The organism is Clostridium sp. chh4-2, from assembly GCF_002899675.1.
In the GTDB taxonomy this organism is placed as follows: domain Bacteria; phylum Bacillota; class Clostridia; order Lachnospirales; family Lachnospiraceae; genus CHH4-2.
Genome location: NZ_PKUU01000016.1, coordinates 123791 through 144366, shown reverse-complemented (window position 1 = coordinate 144366; position 20576 = coordinate 123791). Strand labels below are relative to the sequence as shown.

Below are 20576 nucleotides of genomic sequence, written 5' to 3'. Positions count from 1 at the left end.
ATAAGTAAAGGCCGCTTCCCATTACTTTTCATTACCAATATTTTTCTGAAGTATGGCCAGAAGTTTGTTAAAATCCACCGGTTTAGCCACATGGTCATTCATCCCGGCCGTCATCGTTTTTGCGATATCTTCCGCAAATGCATTGGCTGTCAGGGCTATGATCGGGATATCTTTCGACTGGGGATGACCGCTGTTTCGAATCTCCCTGGCCGCCTCGTATCCGTCCATAACCGGCATCTGCAGATCCATGAGTATGGCGTCATACGTTCCCGGACAGGAAGCGCAGAAGCGCTTAACCGCCTCTTTCCCATTTACGGCTCCGTCCACGGTCAGCCCAGATTCCTGAAGAATCGTCATGGCGATTTCCATATTCAGCTCATTGTCTTCCGCCAGCAGAATGTGCAATGCCGGAGTCTTCGCTTTTGTGCTGTCATCCGGTTCCGCCTGAACGCAGTCCGTCTCCTGAGCGCCATTTTCCGCCGAATCCCCGATTCCAAGATACAGGGTGACGGTAAAACGGCTGCCCCGACCTAATTCGCTTTCCACCCGGATGTCTCCCTTCATGGCAGATACAATGCCCTGAGCGATCGACATTCCCAGCCCGGTTCCCTGAATATGCTTTGCCTTTACCTCTTCCGCCCGGCTAAACGGAGCGAAAATATACTGCTGAAACTCCCGGCTCATTCCCATACCGTCATCTTCAACCGTAAAAACAAAACATCTCTTATCCTCTGACCGGACAAATACTTCCTTTACCGCAACACGGATATGGCCGCCTTCCGGCGTATATTTTATCGAATTGCTTATCAGATTCAAAAGCACCTGTGCGATCCTGTTTCCATCCCCTGTCACGGTATCGTGAACGACTCCGTCTACGCTGAAAACAAGCTCCTGTTTCTTTTTCATCACATCCGCACGGGAGATGGAACTGATCTCGCCCATCATTTCCCTGAGGCTGAACGGTTTTTCTGCCAGCTCCAGCCGCCCCTTTTCGATCTTGGACATATCCAGGATTTCATTGATAATGGACAGCAGATGGGTGCTGGAAATGTTGATTTTCTCCAGGCAGTCTTTAACCCGGTCCGGTTCGTTCAGATGTGAGGCCGCAATAGCCGACATTCCCACGATGGCATTCATCGGCGTCCTTATATCATGTGACATCTGTGCCAGAAACTTGCTTTTTGCTTCATTAGCAGTCTTCGCCTTCTCATATGCATCCACCAGGGCTGCCTTATTCTTCTCCTGCTGCTCCTTCTCTTCATCCACGCTGTGAGCAGCCAAAATCACTTTTACCGGAATCCCGTTCCGGCTTTCGGCCAGAATCACATGCATCCGCATCCATCCGTAATACGTTCCATAGGCCCGCTTATATTCCAAATAATAAATGGTTTCCCCGCTCTTAATCCTGCTGCTTATCTCTTCTGCAGACAGTTCCCTGGCAAACCGCTCCTGATCTTCCCCTTTAATCAACCGCTCTTTATAGGCGTCCATCAGCGTCATATAGCTGACATTTTCTTCCACGCAATCCGCGATTTCCTTAATATGGCTGAACGCTTGGACTGTATGATCCGCCAGATCCACATAAAATACGGAATGATAAAAGGAAGACAGGCCCTTGATAATGTTCTGGTACTCAAAATAGAGCTTCTTTCTCTTCTCCTCTTCCAATTCTTCCAATTTCCGTTCATTGATATTCATATTGGCAAAGATCACCTTGCTCACTCTGCCGTCCTGAATCTCCGCAATGCTGAAACGGGATCTTACCCATTCCAAATGATCCGGATAGACTCTCCTGAAATCAATATCAAATACAGGCTGTTCTTCAGAAAGCGTCTGCCTGAGGAATTCCGCGCTTCCTGCCCTGCGCATCTTTTCCTGATCTTCCTGATATACATGTTTCTGAATAAACTTTTCATAATAAACGGAGATTTTTCCCCGCATAAATTCCTGGCTGGTTTTAATCACATCCTCCTGCCAGATGGGTTCCTCCTCATCACGGTCCAAGTCCATTAAATAAATGGAGTAATAACACTGGCACAGATTGGAAAGCACTCTGTCACGCTGTCTTTCCTGCCGTTTTGAATCTATATTGCGGAGGGTCAAAAGAATCCGTTCTCCCATATCTTTCATAATCCGGACAGCGCTGTAGCTGTAGTAGTGCAAAACCCCTTCGCTCTCCCACATTCTTATTGTCCCATCTTTACTGCCTCCGCCCATATAGGCGCGGTTGTCTCTGTCAAAAATATTTTCAAACTCACGCCTGTCTTCCAAAGGCATCCGAAACAGCATATAGGTGCGCAGCTCTTCATTGCTGCCATGACGGCGAAGACTGGAAAATTCTTTTGAAGCGTGAATGCAGTTATATCCATTTCCGTCCGTATCCACGCTGACAACCAGACGGTAAATCTGTGAAACCGCAACCTGAGCGCCGGCTTGATCCACCATCTTCTCCACTTCGTAATCCTGTTCATCAAAGGCCATAATCACCCATGGCTGGCTTTCCGTATATTGCCCGGAACGTAAAATCCTGATCCTGCGCCAGTTTCCGTCCTTATTCCGGTACAGACGCTCTATCTGGCGTTCTCCCTCACCAAATCGTTTCTTCAGGCTCCCCGCCTCAGCCAGTTCCAGAATCTGCTCCTGATAGTCCCCGGCAATCCACATCTGCGCATACTTTTTCAACACTTTGCGGTAATCTCCGTCAGGAATCAGCACTTCTTTAAACTGGTCATGTATCCTTATCACCTTATAGGAACCATCTTCTAAATTGCATAAGAATATCCCACAGTAGCTCTGATTTAAAGTCTGAATCACCGTGTCATATTCCTGTTTCAGCATAATTGTATCCGTGATATTCTGATGATATCCCCTCAGGCAGTAACCCTCTTTATAATTATTATCCCTGACTCCCCCGCATCTTACATAGATCTTTCCCCAATGCGGATGATCCCACGAATATTGAACTTCGGCCCGGTTGGCCGATATAATCTTCTCAACGCCTGCCTGCACGATCGGATAATATTCGTCTTCGATCCTTTCATACCAGAACTCATAACATTCTTCCGGCGTTGGAGTGTGGTCAAATCCCAGCAGCTCCATCATTACGCTGTCCGCATACATTCTCGGAGCCTTCCCCTCATCCAGTTCAATCACCCACAGACCGGTCTGAGCTTCACGCAGCACTTCCTGCCTCTTATTCATATCTTTAAAATGATCCTGCATGCCGATGGTTTCCTTTCTTTTATCCAAGCTTTAAAAGCGTATCGTCCACTTTTCCCAGCAGCAGTTCCTGCCTCCCCCGCCAAACTGCCGCATCTCATATAATTATTTTAATTTTACCATTCCGACAATCACTTTGCCAGCAATATCATATAAACTATATTATTTTTTGCTTCCTGCCTTGCATGAAAGGGTACAATATGATAAAATTTAACTGTTGTGCTTATATAAGTTCAAGATCGGTTGAACGTTTCTACCAACTACCGTAATAGTTGACTATAAGTGATTTTTCACTGTATCTTACTACACGGTCTGTTGGTATTTTTCATTTTGAAAGGAGTGTTGTCAATGAATTCAAGCAATCAATTTGACGTTATCATCATCGGAGCCGGGCCATCCGGTATTTTCTGCGCCTACGAACTGATTCAGGAAAAACCTGACATGAAGATCCTGATGATAGAAAAAGGACGTCCCATCGAAAAAAGGACCTGTCCGAAACGTACAACTAAAGTCTGCGTCGGCTGTAAGCCCTGTTCCATCACCACCGGTTTTGCAGGAGCCGGAGCATTTTCCGACGGAAAGCTTTCCCTGTCTCCGGACGTAGGAGGCAATCTGCCCGAGATACTGGGCTATGATAAGACGGTGGAGCTTTTAAAAGAATCCGATAATATCTATCTGAAATTCGGAGCAGACACCAATGTTTACGGAATTGACAAGCAAAAAGAGATCCAGGAGATCCGGAGAAAAGCGATCACGGCCAACTTAAAGCTGATCGAATGCCCGATCCGCCATCTTGGAACCGAAGAAGGATATAAGATTTACACAAGACTTCAGGAACACCTGCTGGCCCAGGGAATCCATATGGAATTCAACACCATGGTAAAGGATATCATCATCGAAGGCAGCCAGGCCAAAGGCGTCCGCACTGACAAAGACGAAGTCTATTATGCGGATGAAATCGTATCTGCGATCGGAAGAGAAGGTTCCGACTGGTTCAGCCACATCTGCAATGACCACGGTATCGAAACCCAGGTAGGAACCGTGGATATCGGCGTCCGCGTGGAAGTCCGCGACGAAGTCATGGAATTTTTAAATAAAAACCTCTATGAAGCTAAATTAGTTTATTATACGCCAACCTTTGACGATAAAGTGCGCACCTTCTGCACCAACCCGTCCGGAGAGGTTGCAACCGAATATTATGAAAACGGCCTGGCAGTAGTTAACGGCCACGCCTATAAATCCAAAGAATACAAAACCAACAACACCAATTTCGCCCTGCTGGTTTCCAAGAACTTCACAAAGCCGTTTAAAACCCCAATCGAATACGGCAAACATGTGGCCCAGCTCAGCAACATGCTCTGCGACGGCAAAATCCTGGTTCAGACCTTCGGCGATTTCCAGCGCGGACGCCGCACCACGGAAGAACGTCTGTGCCGCAACAACATAATTCCAACCCTGAAAGATGCAGTTCCGGGCGATCTTTCTTTAGTATTCCCTCACCGCATCATGGTGGATATTAAGGAGATGCTTCTGGCCCTGGACAAAGTCACCCCAGGCATCGCCAGCGATGAAACCCTGCTTTACGGCGTAGAAGTAAAATTCTATTCCAATAAAGTGGTTGTGAATTCCGACTTTGAGACCAGCATTTCAGGTCTTCGCGCCATCGGCGACGGCGCATCTGTAACCCGCGGCCTCCAGCAGGCATCTGCAAACGGAATCAGCGTGGCAAGAAGTATTTTAGCAAAAATGGGCTGGTAACAGGCCCGGAATACAGCAAAAAGCCAGGCTGTGAGCGAGAGGCAAAAGCCCCCGCCCGCAGCCTGGTTTTATCTTTCTCTCAGCTGAACCACCGCTGATTTTATTCTCTCTAAAGCTTCTTTTAAAACCGTTCTCGGACATGCTGCGTTCATCCGCATGAATCCTCTGCCCTCCTCGCCAAAAGTCAGCCCGTCATTTAACAAAATCCCTGCCTTTTGTTCAAAGAAATCACAGAGTTCCTTTTGCCCCAGTTCCAGCCCCCGGCAGTCCAGCCATAAAAGATAGGTGGCTTCCGGTTTTGCCATTCTGATCTCAGGAATTTCCCGTTCCAGGTACTCCTTCACCAGTCTGCAGTTTTCATAAAGATATTCCACCAGCTCATCCGCATAATAACCGCAGCTTGTATATGCTGCAATCAATGCCTCGGAGCCGAATATATTTCTGCTGTCCCCTTTGTGGTTTACCACTGTCTCCTTCAATTTTGTTCTCAGATCAGAGTTGGACAGAATGGCTGCTCCGGCTCTTAGCCCCGCCACATTAAACGTTTTACTGGGATTTATCAGCGTAATTGTAATACCGCTGATTTCATCGGAAAGAGAGGCAAATGGTATATGTCTGGAACCTGGGTAGCAGATATCACAGTGAATCTCATCGGAGATAACCAGAACCTTATATTTAACACAAAGCTCTCCAACTTTCCTCAGTTCCTGTTCCGTAAAACTGCGCATAGTTGGATTCTGCGGATTGCACAGCAGCATCACCTTAACCTGATTTTCCCTGAATTTTCGTTCCAAATCCTCAAAATCCATGAAATAACGGCCCGATTCATCCCTTACCATGGGATTTGTGATTAATTTCCTGCCGTTATTTTTTACCAGCCAGTGAAACGGCGGATAAACCGGAGTCTGAATCAGAACTCCGTCTCCCGGTTGGCTGAATGTTTCCAAAATAAATGTGATATATGGCAGAACTCCGGATGCATACAGAACCCATTCTTCTTCTATCTGCCATCCGAATCTGACCTTTTCCCATTCAGCTACCGCCCGGGCGAATCCGGGATCGGCAAATGGATATCCGTAGCATGGATGAAGCGCTCTTTTGGCCAGTGCTTCACCAATCTCTTTCGGTGCCGCAAAATCCGTATCCGCAATCCACATGGGAATTACGTTGTCCGGGCAGGCTCCCCGGCTGTATTTTACGCTGTCCGATGACCTCCGGTCAACAATACAGTCAAAATCATGTTGCATATTTTTCACCTCTTCCTCCATCCATTTCATAGTCTGCCATGCTTTATAAACTGATTTCCTTATTTCCGGTCACCTTGAAGAAGATGAGCAGAGAGACAATTGTCGTCAGGATCAGCATGGTTGCCAGCGCTGCCGCCGTACCATAGCTGGCCCGGACAACCTCCTGATAGATGGCTACCGACATGGTCATAGTCTTACCTGTATACAGAATTACGGAAGATCCCAGCTCATTGATGATCGTAATCCAGCTTAATATGGCCCCCGACAGAACTCCGGGCATCATCATCACCGCTGTTATCTTAAAGAAGGTCTTCACCGGTGAACATCCCAGGCTGATGGACGCCTCTTCCATGCTGGGGCTGATCTGATAGAGAATCGCAGCACTGGATCTGAGCGTATACGGAAGCCGGCGGATGACAAACGATATAATCATAATAACCGCCGTACCGCTTAATACCATAGGCTTGTGGTTAAAAGCCAGAAGCAGCGTAATACCTAATACAGACCCCGGAATAATATATGGAAACATGGTTATGGTGTCAATGCAGCCGGTCAGCAGATTACGCCGTCTGGTGGCCAGATATGCAATAAACATTCCCAGAAGAACGATGATAATAATTGCCGCGCCACCGAATAAATACGTATTCCTTACCGCTTTTCCAAGATTGGAGAAGATCATGCGGTAGCTGTTCAGAGAATAACCTTCCAAAAAAACGGCCCGGTTGGCATTCAGGAATGAGGTATAGATGACCACAACCTGAGGAAGCATGGCCAGCGCTACTGTTATGTAGATAAAAATGTGAATTAAGACATTTCGTATACCTTTGACCTTTTTTACCTGAATCGGCCTGAGTGAGGACATGGTAAATGACTTTTTATTTACAAAATATTTTTGTGCGATAAAAATAACAGCTGTGATCAGAACCATAATTCCTGCCATGGCCGCCGCAAAATTGGCCTCTCCGCCTGTTTCACTGATAAACTCCGTATAAATCAGTTTCGGCATGGTTAAATATCCTTCACCGATCAGAATCGGGGTTCCAAAATCGGCCAGCGCATTCATAAATACAAGAATACCTCCTGCCAGAACTGTCGGGGTAATCAGCGGCACTATGATTGTGGCCACCTTTTTGGGCCCGCTGCAGCCCAAACTCTCCGAAGCTTCAATCAGGGACGCATCGATCTTTTTCATCGCTCCCGATACATACATATAGATAAAAGGATACAGCTTCAATGTAAATACGAGAAGCATGCCGCCGAATCCATAGATGGAAGGCGTATGAATCCCAAATACATTTTTCATAAACTTTGTAACAATTCCGCTTCTTCCGCATAAAAGAACCCAGGAATATGCGCCGATAAATGCAGGAGACATCATGGAAATGATGATTAATATCTCAATCAGGCCTTTCCCTTTAATCTTGCACGTAGCCATAAAATAGGCCAGCGGCGTCCCCAATAGTACCGCGCAGAACGTAACGCAGATCGTTAAAACAAAGCTGTTTTTCAGCGCGCCGTAGTAATACCGCTTCCCAAAGAATTTGGAAAAGTTAGCCATACTCCACGCGCCGGTTTCCGCTTCCTGAAAACCGCTTGCAAACAGGGAAATAAGAGGATAAACGAGGAAGAGTAAAAATAAAAGCATGATAACCAACGTGGTTATATTCCAGAAATCCCATTTCCATATCTTAGAAGATGATGTTTTACTCATAATTTTTCACATCCTTAATCAGACTTTTCATACCGTCTTCCGTAAATACATTGATTTTTTTCGGGTTCGGTTTCAGCATAATGCTTTCTCCTTCCCCATACACCCGGTCCGCATGTCCTATATCCTGAGAGTATTCAATGCTGGGCTGATCCGGCAGTATCATCTCATCAGGGAATTCCAATGTATAATTTACATATTTTCCAAGGAATGTTTTAGTCTTAATTTTGGCCTCAATTCCAGGATTCAGAGAAAATTCTTCCGGACGGACGGATACAATCGCTTTTTGCCCTTCCTGCACTTCCTCTTTTAAATTGTTCATTTCGATCTCATAACCATTGGCCAGCACGACTTTAGGCATACCGCCGTCTTTTTTTATCCTGGCATGGAATAAATTGCTGTGACCGATAAATGTGGATACAAATACGTTGGACGGCCTGGTGTAGATCTCTTCCGAACCGCCGATCTGCTGAATCACGCCGGATTTCATGACCGCTATCCTGTCGGAAATCGCCAATGCTTCCTCCTGGTCATGAGTTACGTATACCGTGGTAATTCCCACCTGTTTCTGAACGTCCCGGATGGCCCCCCTCATCTCGATCCTCAGCTTTGCGTCCAGGTTGGAAAGAGGTTCATCCATCAGCAGCACGCTGGGATGGATTACAATAGCCCTGGCCAATGCAACCCTCTGCTGCTGGCCGCCGGACAGGTTTTCAGGAAGTCTGTCCTGGTATTCTGCAATTTTAACCACTTCCAGAATTTCGTCCACCTTTTTCTTCATTTCCGCTTTCTGTATTTTTCTCAGCTTCAGCCCATATTCCACGTTTTCCCGAACTGTCATATGCGGGAATATGGCATAATTCTGGAATACCATTCCGATATTCCTTTTATGCGCTTCCACCTGGTTGATCACCTTATCGTCAAAACTGATCGTGCCCCCTTCAATGCTGTTAAACCCTGCAATCATACGCAAAAGCGTAGTTTTACCACATCCGGACGGTCCAAGCAGTGTAAAAAATTCCCCGTTTTTGATATCCACCGATAAGTCCGGAATTACGGTTACATCCCCATACCGTTTTATAACATTATGAATATTAATCCCAACACTCATATTATCTTCTCCTTTGCCATTTAGAAGGGGCTGCTAATAATGGCAGCCCCGGATTCTGGTTTATTGCACTGAAGTATAGATGTCTTTAAATTTATCCAGCCAAGCCTTCTTGTTCTCTTTTACAACTTCGTCATCATCTTTAATGGATTTGATCTCATCATATGATTTTAAAACCGGTGACGGCGGCATATCTTTACGGATTGTACGTGAATGGCACTGATCCTGCATAATAATCTGAGCTTCTTCACTCGTAGCGAAATCCAAGAATTTTTTCGCATTTTCAAGGTTCTTTGCCCCTTTTATAATATAGATTCCATCCGGTTTAAATACGGTTCCCTCTTCCATATAACGAACTTCCACAGGAGCGCCTGCAATCACATAATTCGTGCCACCTGATTCGAACGTAAGTCCTACCGTATATTCTCCATCCGCAACTCCCTTATTGACAGCCGAGGAACTTCCAAGAAGTTTGCCGTCAAGGTTTTTACAAAGCTCTTCCACATAGGTCCATCCGTCGTCAGGATTTCCATTACCCATGGCATAGAGCATGGTTACCAGATGCTCCCATGCGGATGAAGACTGGGACGGATCACAAAAAGCAATTTTACCTTTTAATTCAGGTTTTAACAGATCTTCATATCCTTCAATCTTAATATCCCCGGCCAATTCCGTATTCACCATTAAAACGCTGGGAATCAAAGCTACTCTTGTCAGAGGTCCTTCTGTATTCTTATATTCATCGGAGACTACCATATCGTCATTTACCGTCACATAATCTTCAAAAAATTCTTTTTTCGGCGCAACGGTTGAGATTGTTCCGCTCCAAAGCACATCCCCCAATGGATTTGCAGCTTCTGCCTCAATTCTCTTGAGCAGTTCCCCGGTTCCTGCCGCTACCAGTTCCACCTCAACGCCGGTCTGTTCCTGGAATAAGGCAACCAGCGGATCCATAAATTCCAACGGGTTCGGGCTATAGACTACCAGTTTTCCACCGCCGCCGGTTTTCTCCCCTTCTGTTTTGGCCGTTTCCCCCTGGGCCGCCTCCGTTTTTGCCGCCTCTGTTTTAGCTGCTTGTGTTTCCTTGGCCGCCGGTTCTGACTTACCTCCTGACGAACCGCAGGCTGTCAAAGATACTGCTAATACCAAACTCATCATACTGGCTAAAATTTTTTTCATACTTCCTTCTCCTTTCATATCGCATAAAGTTCTATTCTTCTGCTCCCTCAACAATTGCAATCGTGGCGCTGACCCCCAGCCTGTCCGCTCCCGCTTCCAAGACAGGCGCCACATCTTCATAAGTCCGCATGCCGCCGGAAGCTTTCACCTTCATCGTTGCTCCAACCGCATCTTTCATGAGTTTTACATCATGGGCATTCGCTCCTCCGGTACCAAATCCCGTAGAAGTCTTTACGAAATCTGCCCCCGCCTTTTCCGCTAATTTGCACACTTCTACCTTCTCTTCGTCAGTCAGATAACATGTTTCAATGATCACTTTTGTAAGCGTGCCTCCGGCTGCATCCACCACGGCCTTTATATCTTCATAAACGTAATCCATATCGCCGCTCTTTAATGCCCCTACATTAATCACCATATCCACTTCATCGGCTCCCTTAGCCACAGCATCTCTCGTTTCAAATGCCTTTGTCTCTTTTGTATTTGCTCCCAAAGGAAATCCGATCACTGTACAGACTTTAACATCGCTTCCTTCCAACAGCTGTTTTACCTGCTCTATATAGCACGGATTCACACAAACCGATGCGGTGTTCAGCGCTTTAGCTTCTTCGCACAATACCTTAATCTGTTCTTTCGTGGCAAATGCCTTTAGTAATGTATGGTCGCACATCTTTGCAATCTCTGACTTTTTCACGTTTTCTACCTCCAATGTTTATGATATCAAATTAAGATTTTTTAAATTATCCTGTATCTTACTCTTTTCTGCTTCTGTCAGGCCCACCAAAGGTTTCCTAACCACCCCCATAGGAACTCCAACCAGCTCTGCCGCATATTTATATCCGGCCATAAACGGTCCGATCTTTAACGCATCTCTGATCTGAAGAATCTCTTCCTGGGTTTTTCTGGCCGCTTCCATCTGCATCGCTTCAATTTCATCACACAACCGGATAATAATCTTTGGAAATACTGCTGAAATCAGGGAGATAACGCCCTTTCCTCCCAGCATTGCTATTGGCAGTGTGCTGGCATCGCTGCCGGCCAGAAATTCATAGTCCTTTCCGGCATCAATCAGCCGCATTGTATTTTGAATATGTACCAGATCAATGGTGCTCTCTTTGTAGTAATGCACTAAATCATTTTCATTCAGCAGACGGGCTACTGTTGACGGGGAGAGTACGTTGCCGGTTTGAGGGGCATTGTAAATGCATACCGGTACGCTGGCCTCATGGATCAGATCCGATAAGTAGCGGTACATGCCTTCCTGAGTGAAGCCGTATGTCATCGGCTGAGTAAGAGAAACTGCATCCACTCCCGTTTTCTCATACTCCTTCAGAAGTCTTACACACTCATCGTAATTATTCCCCGTTACATTTCCCATGACGGGAATTCTGCCGTTCACCTGTCTGCATACAATTTCCGTTGCGTTTACCTTTTCTTCCATCGTCAGGGATAAACATTCACTGGCCAGCCCGTTAGTAAAAAGTCCTGCTATCCCCGATTCCACCTGAAACTCGGCTTCATTGCGCAGCAGCCGGACATCTAACGCCCCATCCTCCTGAAATGGAGTGATGATTTCCGTGACAGCCCCTTTAAAGGATGTCTTTAATTCCATAACCGTACCTCCTTGTTTTTTGAACATTTGATTATCTTTGAACATTTATTCATTTCTCATACCATGATTCTACGACACTTTGTAATTTATGTCAATATATATGACTTATATTTTTAATTTTTATTTATTTTGACTATTTTAACTGCCAACAATTCCAGGATGGTTTAATTTTTTGTTCATTTTTAATCATTTGATTCTATTGTAAAGATGTGATATAATATAACCAGTTCCATTTCTTACTTGATTTTAAAAATCATTTATTATACGATAAAACCAATATTTAACAGACGGCTTGACCCTTACGTCAAACAAAGGAGTGTACGGAATGAAATCCGAATCTAATTCAAATCTTATCACTGCTGTGGCAAACTCATATTACAACAACAACCTGACCCAATCCGAAATCGCCCAGCGCTATAACATTTCAAGGCCTAAAGTTTCCCGCCTGCTTGCCGAAGCTAAAGAAACCGGAATTGTAAAGATCTTCATTAATAATAAAGCAGACATTACTAATCAGGCGGAAGATACCCTTTTAAAAAGATTTGGCCTTCAGGCTGTAAAGGTAGTACCGGTGCCTGACAATGATTCTTATCTCGCTTTACAGATAACCGCTCAGGAGGCAGCCGCTTTTTTTTCCCAGTTTTTAGTTCCTACCGACAGGATCGGCATTTCCTGGGGATATACCTTATATACGCTGGCCAAGTATTTCCCCAGCCTTTCCATGACCGACTGTTTCGTCTACCAGTTGACAGGAAGCGTAGACGACACCAGCACCAAAAGCCGTGCCAGCCAGATTGTAGATCTCATGGGCCAGAAACTTCATACGGAAAAAGCATTTTCCCTTCCCTGTCCTGCAATGCTGGATAATTCCATCATTTTAGACATGCTTCTCCATGATAAAAAGTTAAAAAGCCAGCTGGATTCTATCAATTCCTGCACCAAATTCATCGTGAATCTGGCCAGTGCCGATAAAAACTGCTGCCTCTATAAAGCGGGTTATATTAATGATGACGATTTAACGCTTCTTGAAGAAAAAGGTTCGGTAGGAAGTATCTGCTGCCGTTTTATTGATAAAAACGGCGATATCTGTGATGACGGAATCAACAACCGCACCATAAGCCTGTCATTGGATACCTTAAAGAGATGCCCCTCCGTATTCTGCTGCATCGCCAATAAGGAAAAGGTTCCGGCGCTTTGCGCTTCCCTGAAGGCCGGATATATCGATATTCTGGCTATTGACTCCGTTTCCGCTGAAGCTCTGATTAATTATTCGGAATGATTTTATAACTAGAAAGAATCCCGCCCAATACAAAAAAGCGCCCCGGCTCCATATCTCTATGGAACCGGGACGCTTTATTATAATATATTATGCTGCACCTATACAGATTCTTCAGCCGCATCCTCTACAAAGGTTGTCTCATACTTTGCCAGGATCACGCCCTGAATCATGTCTCTCGTACTGGAATTGATCGGATGCGCAATATCTCTATACTCCCCATCGGCTGCCTTACGGCTTGGCATTGCTATAAACAAGCCCTTCTCCCCTTCAATTACTTTGATATCATGAATTACAAATTCATTATCCAAAGTGATAGAAACGATTGCCTTCATCTTGCCTTCTTTTTCAATACGTCTTACTCTAACATCTGTAATTTGCATGTCAAAACCCCTTCCGTCTCTTCGCTTTTGCTTATAATGTATATCTCTCGTTCTTCTCCAAAACGATCTTAATATCATCAGGTGTACCAATATGTGTTGTATTGGCGCGAATTGTATCACGACTCTCTACAATACAGTTTTCAATCACCGTATTGTCCCCAATATAAACATCATTCAAAATGATAGAGTTCTTAATCACACAGTTATTGCCTACGTATGCCTTCTTAAAGAGAATAGAATTCTCCACCACACCGTTGACAATGCTTCCGCTGGAGATCAAACTGTTCTTAACATTCGCACCGGGGTTATATTTGGCCGGTGGAAGATCATCGATCTTTGAATAGATCTCAGGATACTGTTTGAAGAAATAATCTCTTACTTCCGGTTTTAAGAAGTCCATATTGGTCTTATAATAAGAGTCTACGGAAGCGATGTTGCTCCAATAGCCATCCATCTTATATGCATAAATTCTCTTTAAATTCTTATAGCGTACCAGAATATCCTTAACAAAGTCATACCTGTCTTCTGCTGCGCAGCGCTCGATCAGCTCGATCAGCTGACGTCTTCTGATTACATAGATACCACAAGAAATCGTGTTGGAGGTAGCCACCATCGGCTTCTCTTCAAAATCTATGATTCTTCCGTCGTCATTCACCTTAACAACACCGAAACGGGTTACATCTTCATCCTGGGACATGGTCTTGCATACAACTGTAATATCAGCTTTCTTCTCAATGTGATATTCCAGCACTTTGCCATAATCCAGTTTATAGATTCCGTCTCCTGCTGCGATCACAACATATGGCTCATGGCTGCTCTTTAAGAAATTCAGGTTCTGGTAAAGGGCATCTGCGGTACCGCGGTACCAATCGCTGCTTTCGGCTGTAATGGTAGGGGTAAATACGAATAATCCACCCTGCTTTCTTCCGAAATCCCACCATTTAGAAGAACTTAAATGGAGGTTTAAAGATCTTGAATTATACTGGGTAAATACTGCCACATTCTGAATATGGGAATTGGTCATATTACTCAGCGCAAAATCTATGCTGCGGTAGCTGCCTGCGATAGGCATAGCGGATATTGCCCGCTTGTTGGATAATTCCCTCATCCGTTTGCTGTTGCCGCCTGCTAAAACAATACCGATTGCTCTCATCGTAAGCCACCTGCCTTTACTATGTAGTCTCCACTCGCAAGTAATCCATCCGGATAATCCTCTGCGGTTGTAACACCGGATATAGCGGTATTCTTACCAATCTTTACATTCTCCGGAATTACGGTATGCTCACCGACTGTTACCAGATCGAACTGGTATACCTTCGGATCATATTTACTCGGCGCGTATTCGCCTACGCCAAGCTGAGCTCCTGCTCCGATTACTACGTCCTCTGCAACAATAGATTTCTCTATCACCGCCCCGTCTCCGATTACGCTTCCGCGCATGATAATTGAATCGGTGACAACTGCGCCTTTTCCAATGGTTACACCGGCGCCGATAACGGAATTTTTCACGCTTCCGTAAATCTCTGTTCCTTCGCCGATGATGCTTCTCTCAAGCTTGGCATCTGCGGAAACATACTGAGGCGGAATAATATCGCTCTTGGTGTATATCTTCCAATATTCTTCATAAAGATTAAATTCAGGAATAATATCAATTAACTCCATATTGGCTTCCCAATAGGAACCAAGAGTGCCGACATCTTTCCAGTATCCGTTATACTCATAAGCAAAAATTCTCTGTCCGGAAGCATGGCAGTGAGGAATGATATGTTTTCCAAAATCACAGCCCGGCTCTTCCGACATCTGGATCAGCGCGTCTCTGAGCACCGGCCAGCTGAATATGTAGATGCCCATGGAAGCTAAATTGCTTCTCGGGTTTGCCGGTTTTTCTTCGAATTCGGTTATCCGGTTATTATCGTCTGTAATTACGATACCGAAACGGCTTGCCTCTTCAATAGGGACAGGCATCGCAGCAATGGTGATATCAGCGTTATTCGCTTTATGATATTCAAGCATAACTTCATAATCCATCTTATATATATGGTCACCGGATAAAATGAGTACGTAGTCCGGGTTATAAGTCTCCATATATTCCAGGTTCTGATAGATCGCGTTTGCCGTACCTGTGTACCAATCGCTGCCTTTGCTCCTTTCATACGGAGGCAGCACGGTAACCCCTCCTACATTACGATCCAGATCCCACGGAATACCAATCCCGATATGGGTGTTTAAACGTAATGGCTGATATTGTGTTAATACTCCAACCGTATCAACCCCTGAGTTAATACAGTTGCTCAATGGAAAATCAATGATTCGATACTTTCCTCCAAAGGAAACTGCCGGTTTTGCAACTTTCTGTGTCAAAACTCCCAGGCGGCTTCCCTGACCTCCCGCCAATAGCATGGCAATCATTTCTTTTTTAATCACGTTATCACCTCTTGCTGTTGTATTTTATAGTACTTGCATTATAGCACAATTTTTAGAAATAGTGAATAAATTTTTTAGTTATTTTTCATCTTTTTGGTACATTTTCCGACACTTTTGTTCATTTTGTATTATTTTGAATTTTTTTGTCTATATATGGTGTAACCGCCCTAAAATTCCCTTTAAATCATGCATAAGGCCTTGAATCGTATAGCAAAATAAAGTATACTTAGCTATAAGTATGCATTTTTAAATTGTAAATTAAAGGAGAAGCTATTATGAATCTGATCACTGTTAGAGAAATATATAAGGACCGCGATTCTTACCTTGATAAAGAGGTTTCCATCGGCGGATGGGTACGCAGTATCCGCGATTCAAAGGCATTTGGTTTTATCGTCGTAAGCGACGGATCTTATTTTGAAACACTCCAGGTTGTATACCATGATACAATGTCCAATTTCGACGAGATTTCCAAATTGAACGTAGGAGCTGCCATCATCGTAAAAGGAACCTTGGTTGCAACGCCTCAGGCAAAACAGCCGTTTGAGATCCAGGCAACGGAGATCTCTGTAGAAGGCGCTTCCGCTTCCGATTATCCGCTTCAGAAAAAACGCCACAGCTTTGAATATTTGAGAACAATTTCTCATCTGCGCCCCAGAACCAATACCTTCCAGGCTGTATTCCGTGTCCGTTCCTTAATTGCGTATGCAATTCACCAGTTCTTCCAGGAACGTGACTTCGTTTATGTGCACACACCGCTCATTACGGGCAGCGACTGTGAAGGCGCAGGCGAGATGTTCCAGGTAACCACCCTTGATTTAAACGATATTCCAAGATACGAGGACGGTTCTGTGGACTACTCCCAGGATTTCTTCAACAAACACACCAGCCTGACCGTAAGCGGCCAGTTAAACGGCGAGACTTACGCTATGGCTTTCCGCAACATCTATACCTTTGGACCTACCTTCCGGGCTGAGAATTCCAATACGACCAGACATGCGGCAGAATTCTGGATGATCGAGCCGGAGATGGCATTTGCAGACCTTCAGGACAACATGGAACTGGCCGAAAGCATGTTAAAATATGTAATCCGCTATGTTTTAGAGCATGCGCCGGAAGAGATGGCATTTTTCAACAGCTTTGTGGACAAGGGCTTATTAGACCGTTTAAACAGCGTTGTTAATTCAGATTTCGGACATGTTACCTACACGGAAGCCGTTGATATTCTGATGAAAAATAACGATAAATTTGATTACAAAGTGTTCTGGGGATGTGACCTTCAGACAGAGCACGAGCGCTACCTGACAGAAGAGATCTTCAAAAAGCCTGTTTTTGTTACCGATTATCCGAAGGAAATCAAGGCCTTCTATATGAAGATGAATCCTGACGGCAAAACAGTGGCCGCTATGGACTGTCTGGTTCCGGGCATCGGCGAGATCATCGGTGGCAGCCAGAGAGAGGATCATTACGACCTTTTAGTTAACCGTATGGAAGAACTGGGTCTTGCCAAAGAGGATTACGATTTCTATCTGGATCTGCGTAAATACGGTTCCGCGCGCCATGCCGGATTCGGTCTGGGATTCGAACGCTGCGTGATGTACCTGACAGGTATGTCCAACATCCGCGACGTGATTCCATTCCCGAGAACAGTAAACAATTGTGAGCTTTAAGTTTATCATAGAATCGTTTTAACACTTATGGTAATTTGTGCCACACAGGAGGTATTTCATGAAGTTTATCCACATCGCTGACGTCCATTGGGGCATGACACCTGACAGTGACAAGCCCTGGTGTAAGGAACGGGCTCAGGCCATTAAAGATACCTTTTCAAACGTCATACAAAAGACAAAAGAATTAGACGTTGACTGCCTGTTTATCGCCGGCGACCTGTTTCACCGCCAGCCGTTGGCACGTGATTTAAAAGAACTTAATTACCTGTTTTCCACGATACCGGGCGTGCGCGTGGTTATCATTGCAGGCAACCACGACCGCATACGGAGAAGCTCTGCGCTTTACAGCTTTACCTGGAGTTCCAATGTCACATTTTTGATGGACGAGGAGTTTTCCAGCGTGTATTTTGAAGATATCAATACGGAAATTTACGGTTTCAGCTATCATTCTGCTGAGATCAGGGAAAACCGCCTGAGTTCATTGGAAGTTCCGGAGAATAACCGGATCAAGATTCTGCTGGCTCATGGCGGGGACGCCTCCCACCTTCCGTTTGACCGTCAGGCTATGGCCTTTTCCAATTTTTCCTATATCGCCCTGGGGCACATCCACAAACCGGAGATCATCCTGGAAAACAAGATGGCTTATTCCGGTTCTCTGGAACCTTTGGACAAAACAGAAACCGGCCAGCACGGCATGATCGTAGGTGAGATTAATTTTATGACGAGAAAAGTCACCTCCCTCACCTTTGTTCCCATGGCAAGGCTTCAGTATATTCCTCTGGTGGTCAACATCACTCCCAATACAACAAACGCCGAACTGTCTTCCCGCATCACTCAGGAAGTGCAGAAGCGGGGGCTTGAACACATCTACCGGTTCCGCATCCGCGGCATGAGAGATCCTGATACGGAATTTGATCTGGATTTTCTCTCTTCCCGGTTCCGGATCGCCGAAATCATCGATGAATCCGAACCGCAGTATGATTTCAGCGCTTTATTTGCGGAGCATTCCAGCGACATGATCGGGTTTTATATCCAGGCCCTTCAAAAACAGGACATGAGCCCTGTTGAGAAAAAAGCCTTATATTACGGTATCAATGCCCTTTTGCACACCACGGACGAGAGGAGCTGACACAATGAAATTATTGGACTTACATATTGACGGCTTTGGAAAATTTCATAATCTCTCCATCTCATTTAAGGACGGACTTAACGTGGTCTATGGAAAAAATGAAGCCGGAAAATCCACTTTGCATACCTTCATCCGCGGTATGCTTTTTGGAATCGAGAGGGCCAGAGGCCGGGCCTCTAAAAACGATACTTATACCAAATTTGAACCCTGGGAAAACAGCGGAACCTACGAAGGCCATCTGAGACTGGAACACGAGGGAACTGTATACAGAATTGAACGCAGTTTTCAGAAAAACAACAAAGATCTGACCATTGTCAACGAGACATTGGGAAAAGAAGTGGAGCCCACCAAAGCTCTGCTGGACGAACTGTTAAACGGGCTCAGCGAGACTGCATACAACAATACCATCAGCATCGGCCAGTTAAAGAGCGCCACGGACGGAGGCATGGTCTCTGAACTGAAAAATTATATTGCCAACTTAAACACTTCCGGAAACATGGCATTAAACATCACAAAAGCCAGTGCATTTTTAAAGGATCAGAGAAAAGCCCTGGCCGCACAGATGGTGCCTGAGGCCGCCCGCTCTTACGCATCGGTTCTTGGGGAAATCCGGAATATTGAAAAAGAAATTTCGGCGCCGGAATATGAAAACCAGCTTCCGGCCTTTCAAAAGATGAAGAATGAGGTTCAGGAACTGATCTCTTCCAAGCAGGAGGAAAAAGAAGAACTGCTGCAGAAGATCGCCCGGGGAAAACAGGTTTTAGCCACCCATCAGTTTACTGACCACGATTCCATAAACGCTTATGAAGCGAACACGGAATCCATCTATCAGAATTATCTGGAATCGGAGAAAAAGTCAGCCAGCAAGTCCAGAAAGGTGTTTAGCGCCGCTGCCGTGGTATTCGGCGTTATTTTCCTGGCCTTAGGAGGATATCTCTTCGCCGCGGGAAACGCTAATGTTCTGACCGCCTCTCTGGGAATTCCCTTTGCGCCGGTTTCCGCTGCCAGCCTGATGGCCGCTGCCGTGTTATTTTTGTGCCGCGCTATTTTATTCATGAGGGATAAGCATTACCAAAAGGATCTGACGCTGTATTCCACGCTGCTTCAGGAAATTTATTCCCGCCATTTAGGAGATTCCTCGATCACGGAAGAAGCCATGGGCGTATTCAAGGAACGGATGGCTGAATTCAAGCGGCTTTTCGAAGCGGTTCAGAAATCAGAAGCCGCAGTGGCCCAGCTGACAAAGGACATCTCGGAGCTTCAGCAAAAACAGAGTTCCTGCGGTCAGTATATTGAGCAGCAGCAGAGAAACCAGTGGGAACTGGAAAAGAAGCTGGAGCATCTGACCGGCTGCAAAAACCAGGCGGCAACGTTAAAGCATGTTTTGGAGGAGAACGAACGGCTTCAGCAGGAGCTTTCCGCCATCGACCTGGCCCAGGAGACCATGACCGAGCTGTCCACCAGCATACGCGATTCCTTCGGCCTCTATCTGAACAAAACTGCCTCGGAGCTGATAAGCGGCATTACAGGCGGCATCTACAGCAGCATGAGCATCGACGAGAACCTGAATGTGTTTATGAACACCAAGACCCGTCTGGTTCCCATCGAACAGGTCAGCAGCGGCACCATGGACCAGATCTATCTGGCTCTGCGGCTGGCCACCGCTAAACTGATCCAGAACGGCCGGATTCAGATGCCCCTGATCTTCGACGACAGCTTTGTCCTCTATGACGACGAGCGGCTCAGAACAGCATTAAAATGGCTTGTGAACGCATATCAGGGACAGATCATTATATTTACCTGTCATCAGCGTGAAGCGCAGATGATGACAGCCAATCAGATTCCTTATCATTTAATAAAACTTTGAGG

Annotated in this window: 15 protein-coding genes and 1 riboswitch; of the genes, 5 read left to right on the top strand and 10 right to left on the bottom strand. The window is 45.4% G+C overall.

The features are described from left to right. Window positions 1-21: 21 nt before the first annotated feature. Window positions 22-3249 (bottom strand): ATP-binding protein, encoded by a 3228-nt coding sequence (locus tag C0033_RS17110; protein ID WP_347501166.1) that lies wholly within the window; start codon window positions 3247-3249, stop codon window positions 22-24. 173 nt (window positions 3250-3422) lie between these two features. Further along, window positions 3423-3518: riboswitch (purine riboswitch) on the top strand. Window positions 3519-3567: 49 nt separating this feature from the next. On the opposite strand from C0033_RS17110, the gene C0033_RS17105 reads away from it, so the two are divergent. Next, window positions 3568-4977 carry an NAD(P)/FAD-dependent oxidoreductase gene (locus C0033_RS17105; RefSeq protein ID WP_103229105.1) on the top strand — a complete coding sequence of 470 codons (1410 nt, stop codon included), beginning with the start codon at window positions 3568-3570 and terminating at the stop codon, window positions 4975-4977. A gap of 68 nt (window positions 4978-5045) precedes the next feature. Here the strand turns inward: C0033_RS17105 and C0033_RS17100 are convergent, their stop codons facing one another. The 6 genes from C0033_RS17100 to C0033_RS17075 are packed head-to-tail and all read right to left on the bottom strand — an operon-like array spanning window position 5046 to window position 11828. Continuing rightward, window positions 5046-6224 carry a MalY/PatB family protein gene (locus tag C0033_RS17100; protein WP_103229121.1) on the bottom strand — a complete coding sequence of 393 codons (1179 nt, stop codon included), beginning with the start codon at window positions 6222-6224 and terminating at the stop codon, window positions 5046-5048. A gap of 43 nt (window positions 6225-6267) precedes the next feature. Then, complete coding sequence (locus C0033_RS17095) at window positions 6268-7935, bottom strand: iron ABC transporter permease (RefSeq protein ID WP_103229104.1); 1668 nt, start codon at window positions 7933-7935, stop codon at window positions 6268-6270. After that, on the bottom strand, window positions 7928-9043 hold the full coding sequence (locus C0033_RS17090; RefSeq protein WP_103229103.1) for an ABC transporter ATP-binding protein: 1116 nt from the start codon (window positions 9041-9043) through the stop codon (window positions 7928-7930). The genes C0033_RS17095 and C0033_RS17090 overlap by 8 nt, the downstream gene beginning before the upstream one ends. Before the next feature lie 60 nt (window positions 9044-9103). After that, complete coding sequence (locus C0033_RS17085; protein ID WP_207656877.1) at window positions 9104-10219, bottom strand: ABC transporter substrate-binding protein; 1116 nt, start codon at window positions 10217-10219, stop codon at window positions 9104-9106. A gap of 31 nt (window positions 10220-10250) precedes the next feature. After that, the gene (gene deoC / locus C0033_RS17080) at window positions 10251-10910 is read right to left on the bottom strand and encodes a deoxyribose-phosphate aldolase (RefSeq protein WP_103229102.1); all 660 of its coding nucleotides are present in this window, start codon (window positions 10908-10910) and stop codon (window positions 10251-10253) included. Between the two features lie 18 nt (window positions 10911-10928). Continuing rightward, window positions 10929-11828 (bottom strand): dihydrodipicolinate synthase family protein, encoded by a 900-nt coding sequence (locus tag C0033_RS17075; RefSeq protein WP_103229101.1) that lies wholly within the window; start codon window positions 11826-11828, stop codon window positions 10929-10931. Window positions 11829-12153: 325 nt separating this feature from the next. Here C0033_RS17075 and C0033_RS17070 point away from each other — a divergent pair, with 325 nt between their 5' ends. Next, window positions 12154-13107: a sugar-binding transcriptional regulator gene (locus tag C0033_RS17070; protein ID WP_103229100.1), complete on the top strand. Its 954-nt coding sequence runs from the start codon at window positions 12154-12156 to the stop codon at window positions 13105-13107. A gap of 98 nt (window positions 13108-13205) precedes the next feature. On the opposite strand, the gene spoVG is transcribed toward C0033_RS17070, so the two are convergent. Genes spoVG through C0033_RS17055 form a run of 3 tightly spaced genes read right to left on the bottom strand, consistent with a single transcriptional unit; the run spans window position 13206 to window position 15911 of the window. After that, window positions 13206-13487, bottom strand: coding sequence for a septation regulator SpoVG (gene spoVG, locus C0033_RS17065; RefSeq protein WP_103229099.1), 282 nt, complete (start codon window positions 13485-13487; stop codon window positions 13206-13208). Window positions 13488-13518: 31 nt separating this feature from the next. Next, window positions 13519-14640, bottom strand: a complete 1122-nt coding sequence (gene glgD, locus C0033_RS17060) for a glucose-1-phosphate adenylyltransferase subunit GlgD (RefSeq protein ID WP_103229098.1) — start codon at window positions 14638-14640, stop codon at window positions 13519-13521. Further along, window positions 14637-15911, bottom strand: a complete 1275-nt coding sequence (locus C0033_RS17055) for a glucose-1-phosphate adenylyltransferase (protein WP_103229097.1) — start codon at window positions 15909-15911, stop codon at window positions 14637-14639. Before C0033_RS17055 ends, glgD begins: the two co-directional genes overlap by 4 nt. Before the next feature lie 275 nt (window positions 15912-16186). Here C0033_RS17055 and asnS point away from each other — a divergent pair, with 275 nt between their 5' ends. Genes asnS through C0033_RS17040 form a run of 3 tightly spaced genes read left to right on the top strand, consistent with a single transcriptional unit; the run spans window position 16187 to window position 20574 of the window. Then, window positions 16187-17578: an asparagine--tRNA ligase gene (gene asnS / locus C0033_RS17050; RefSeq protein WP_103229096.1), complete on the top strand. Its 1392-nt coding sequence runs from the start codon at window positions 16187-16189 to the stop codon at window positions 17576-17578. A gap of 58 nt (window positions 17579-17636) precedes the next feature. After that, window positions 17637-18707, top strand: coding sequence for an exonuclease SbcCD subunit D (locus tag C0033_RS17045; protein ID WP_103229095.1), 1071 nt, complete (start codon window positions 17637-17639; stop codon window positions 18705-18707). Between the two features lie 4 nt (window positions 18708-18711). After that, the gene (locus C0033_RS17040) at window positions 18712-20574 is read left to right on the top strand and encodes an AAA family ATPase (RefSeq protein WP_103229094.1); all 1863 of its coding nucleotides are present in this window, start codon (window positions 18712-18714) and stop codon (window positions 20572-20574) included. The last annotated feature ends 2 nt before the right edge of the window (window positions 20575-20576 follow it).

Excerpts from the sequence above, each read along its gene's own strand:
- C0033_RS17090 (WP_103229103.1), bottom strand. The coding sequence starts at position 9,043 with ATGAGTGTTGGGATTAATATTCATAATGTTATAAAACGGTATGGGGAT.
- glgD (WP_103229098.1), bottom strand. The coding sequence starts at position 14,640 with ATGAGAGCAATCGGTATTGTTTTAGCAGGCGGCAACAGCAAACGGATG.
- C0033_RS17095 (WP_103229104.1), bottom strand. The coding sequence starts at position 7,935 with ATGAGTAAAACATCATCTTCTAAGATATGGAAATGGGATTTCTGGAAT.
- C0033_RS17070 (WP_103229100.1), top strand. The coding sequence starts at position 12,154 with ATGAAATCCGAATCTAATTCAAATCTTATCACTGCTGTGGCAAACTCA.
- C0033_RS17045 (WP_103229095.1), top strand. The coding sequence starts at position 17,637 with ATGAAGTTTATCCACATCGCTGACGTCCATTGGGGCATGACACCTGAC.
- C0033_RS17040 (WP_103229094.1), top strand. The coding sequence starts at position 18,712 with ATGAAATTATTGGACTTACATATTGACGGCTTTGGAAAATTTCATAAT.
- asnS (WP_103229096.1), top strand. The coding sequence starts at position 16,187 with ATGAATCTGATCACTGTTAGAGAAATATATAAGGACCGCGATTCTTAC.
- C0033_RS17100 (WP_103229121.1), bottom strand. The coding sequence starts at position 6,224 with ATGCAACATGATTTTGACTGTATTGTTGACCGGAGGTCATCGGACAGC.
- C0033_RS17075 (WP_103229101.1), bottom strand. The coding sequence starts at position 11,828 with ATGGAATTAAAGACATCCTTTAAAGGGGCTGTCACGGAAATCATCACT.
- spoVG (WP_103229099.1), bottom strand. The coding sequence starts at position 13,487 with ATGCAAATTACAGATGTTAGAGTAAGACGTATTGAAAAAGAAGGCAAG.
- C0033_RS17085 (WP_207656877.1), bottom strand. The coding sequence starts at position 10,219 with ATGAAAAAAATTTTAGCCAGTATGATGAGTTTGGTATTAGCAGTATCT.
- C0033_RS17105 (WP_103229105.1), top strand. The coding sequence starts at position 3,568 with ATGAATTCAAGCAATCAATTTGACGTTATCATCATCGGAGCCGGGCCA.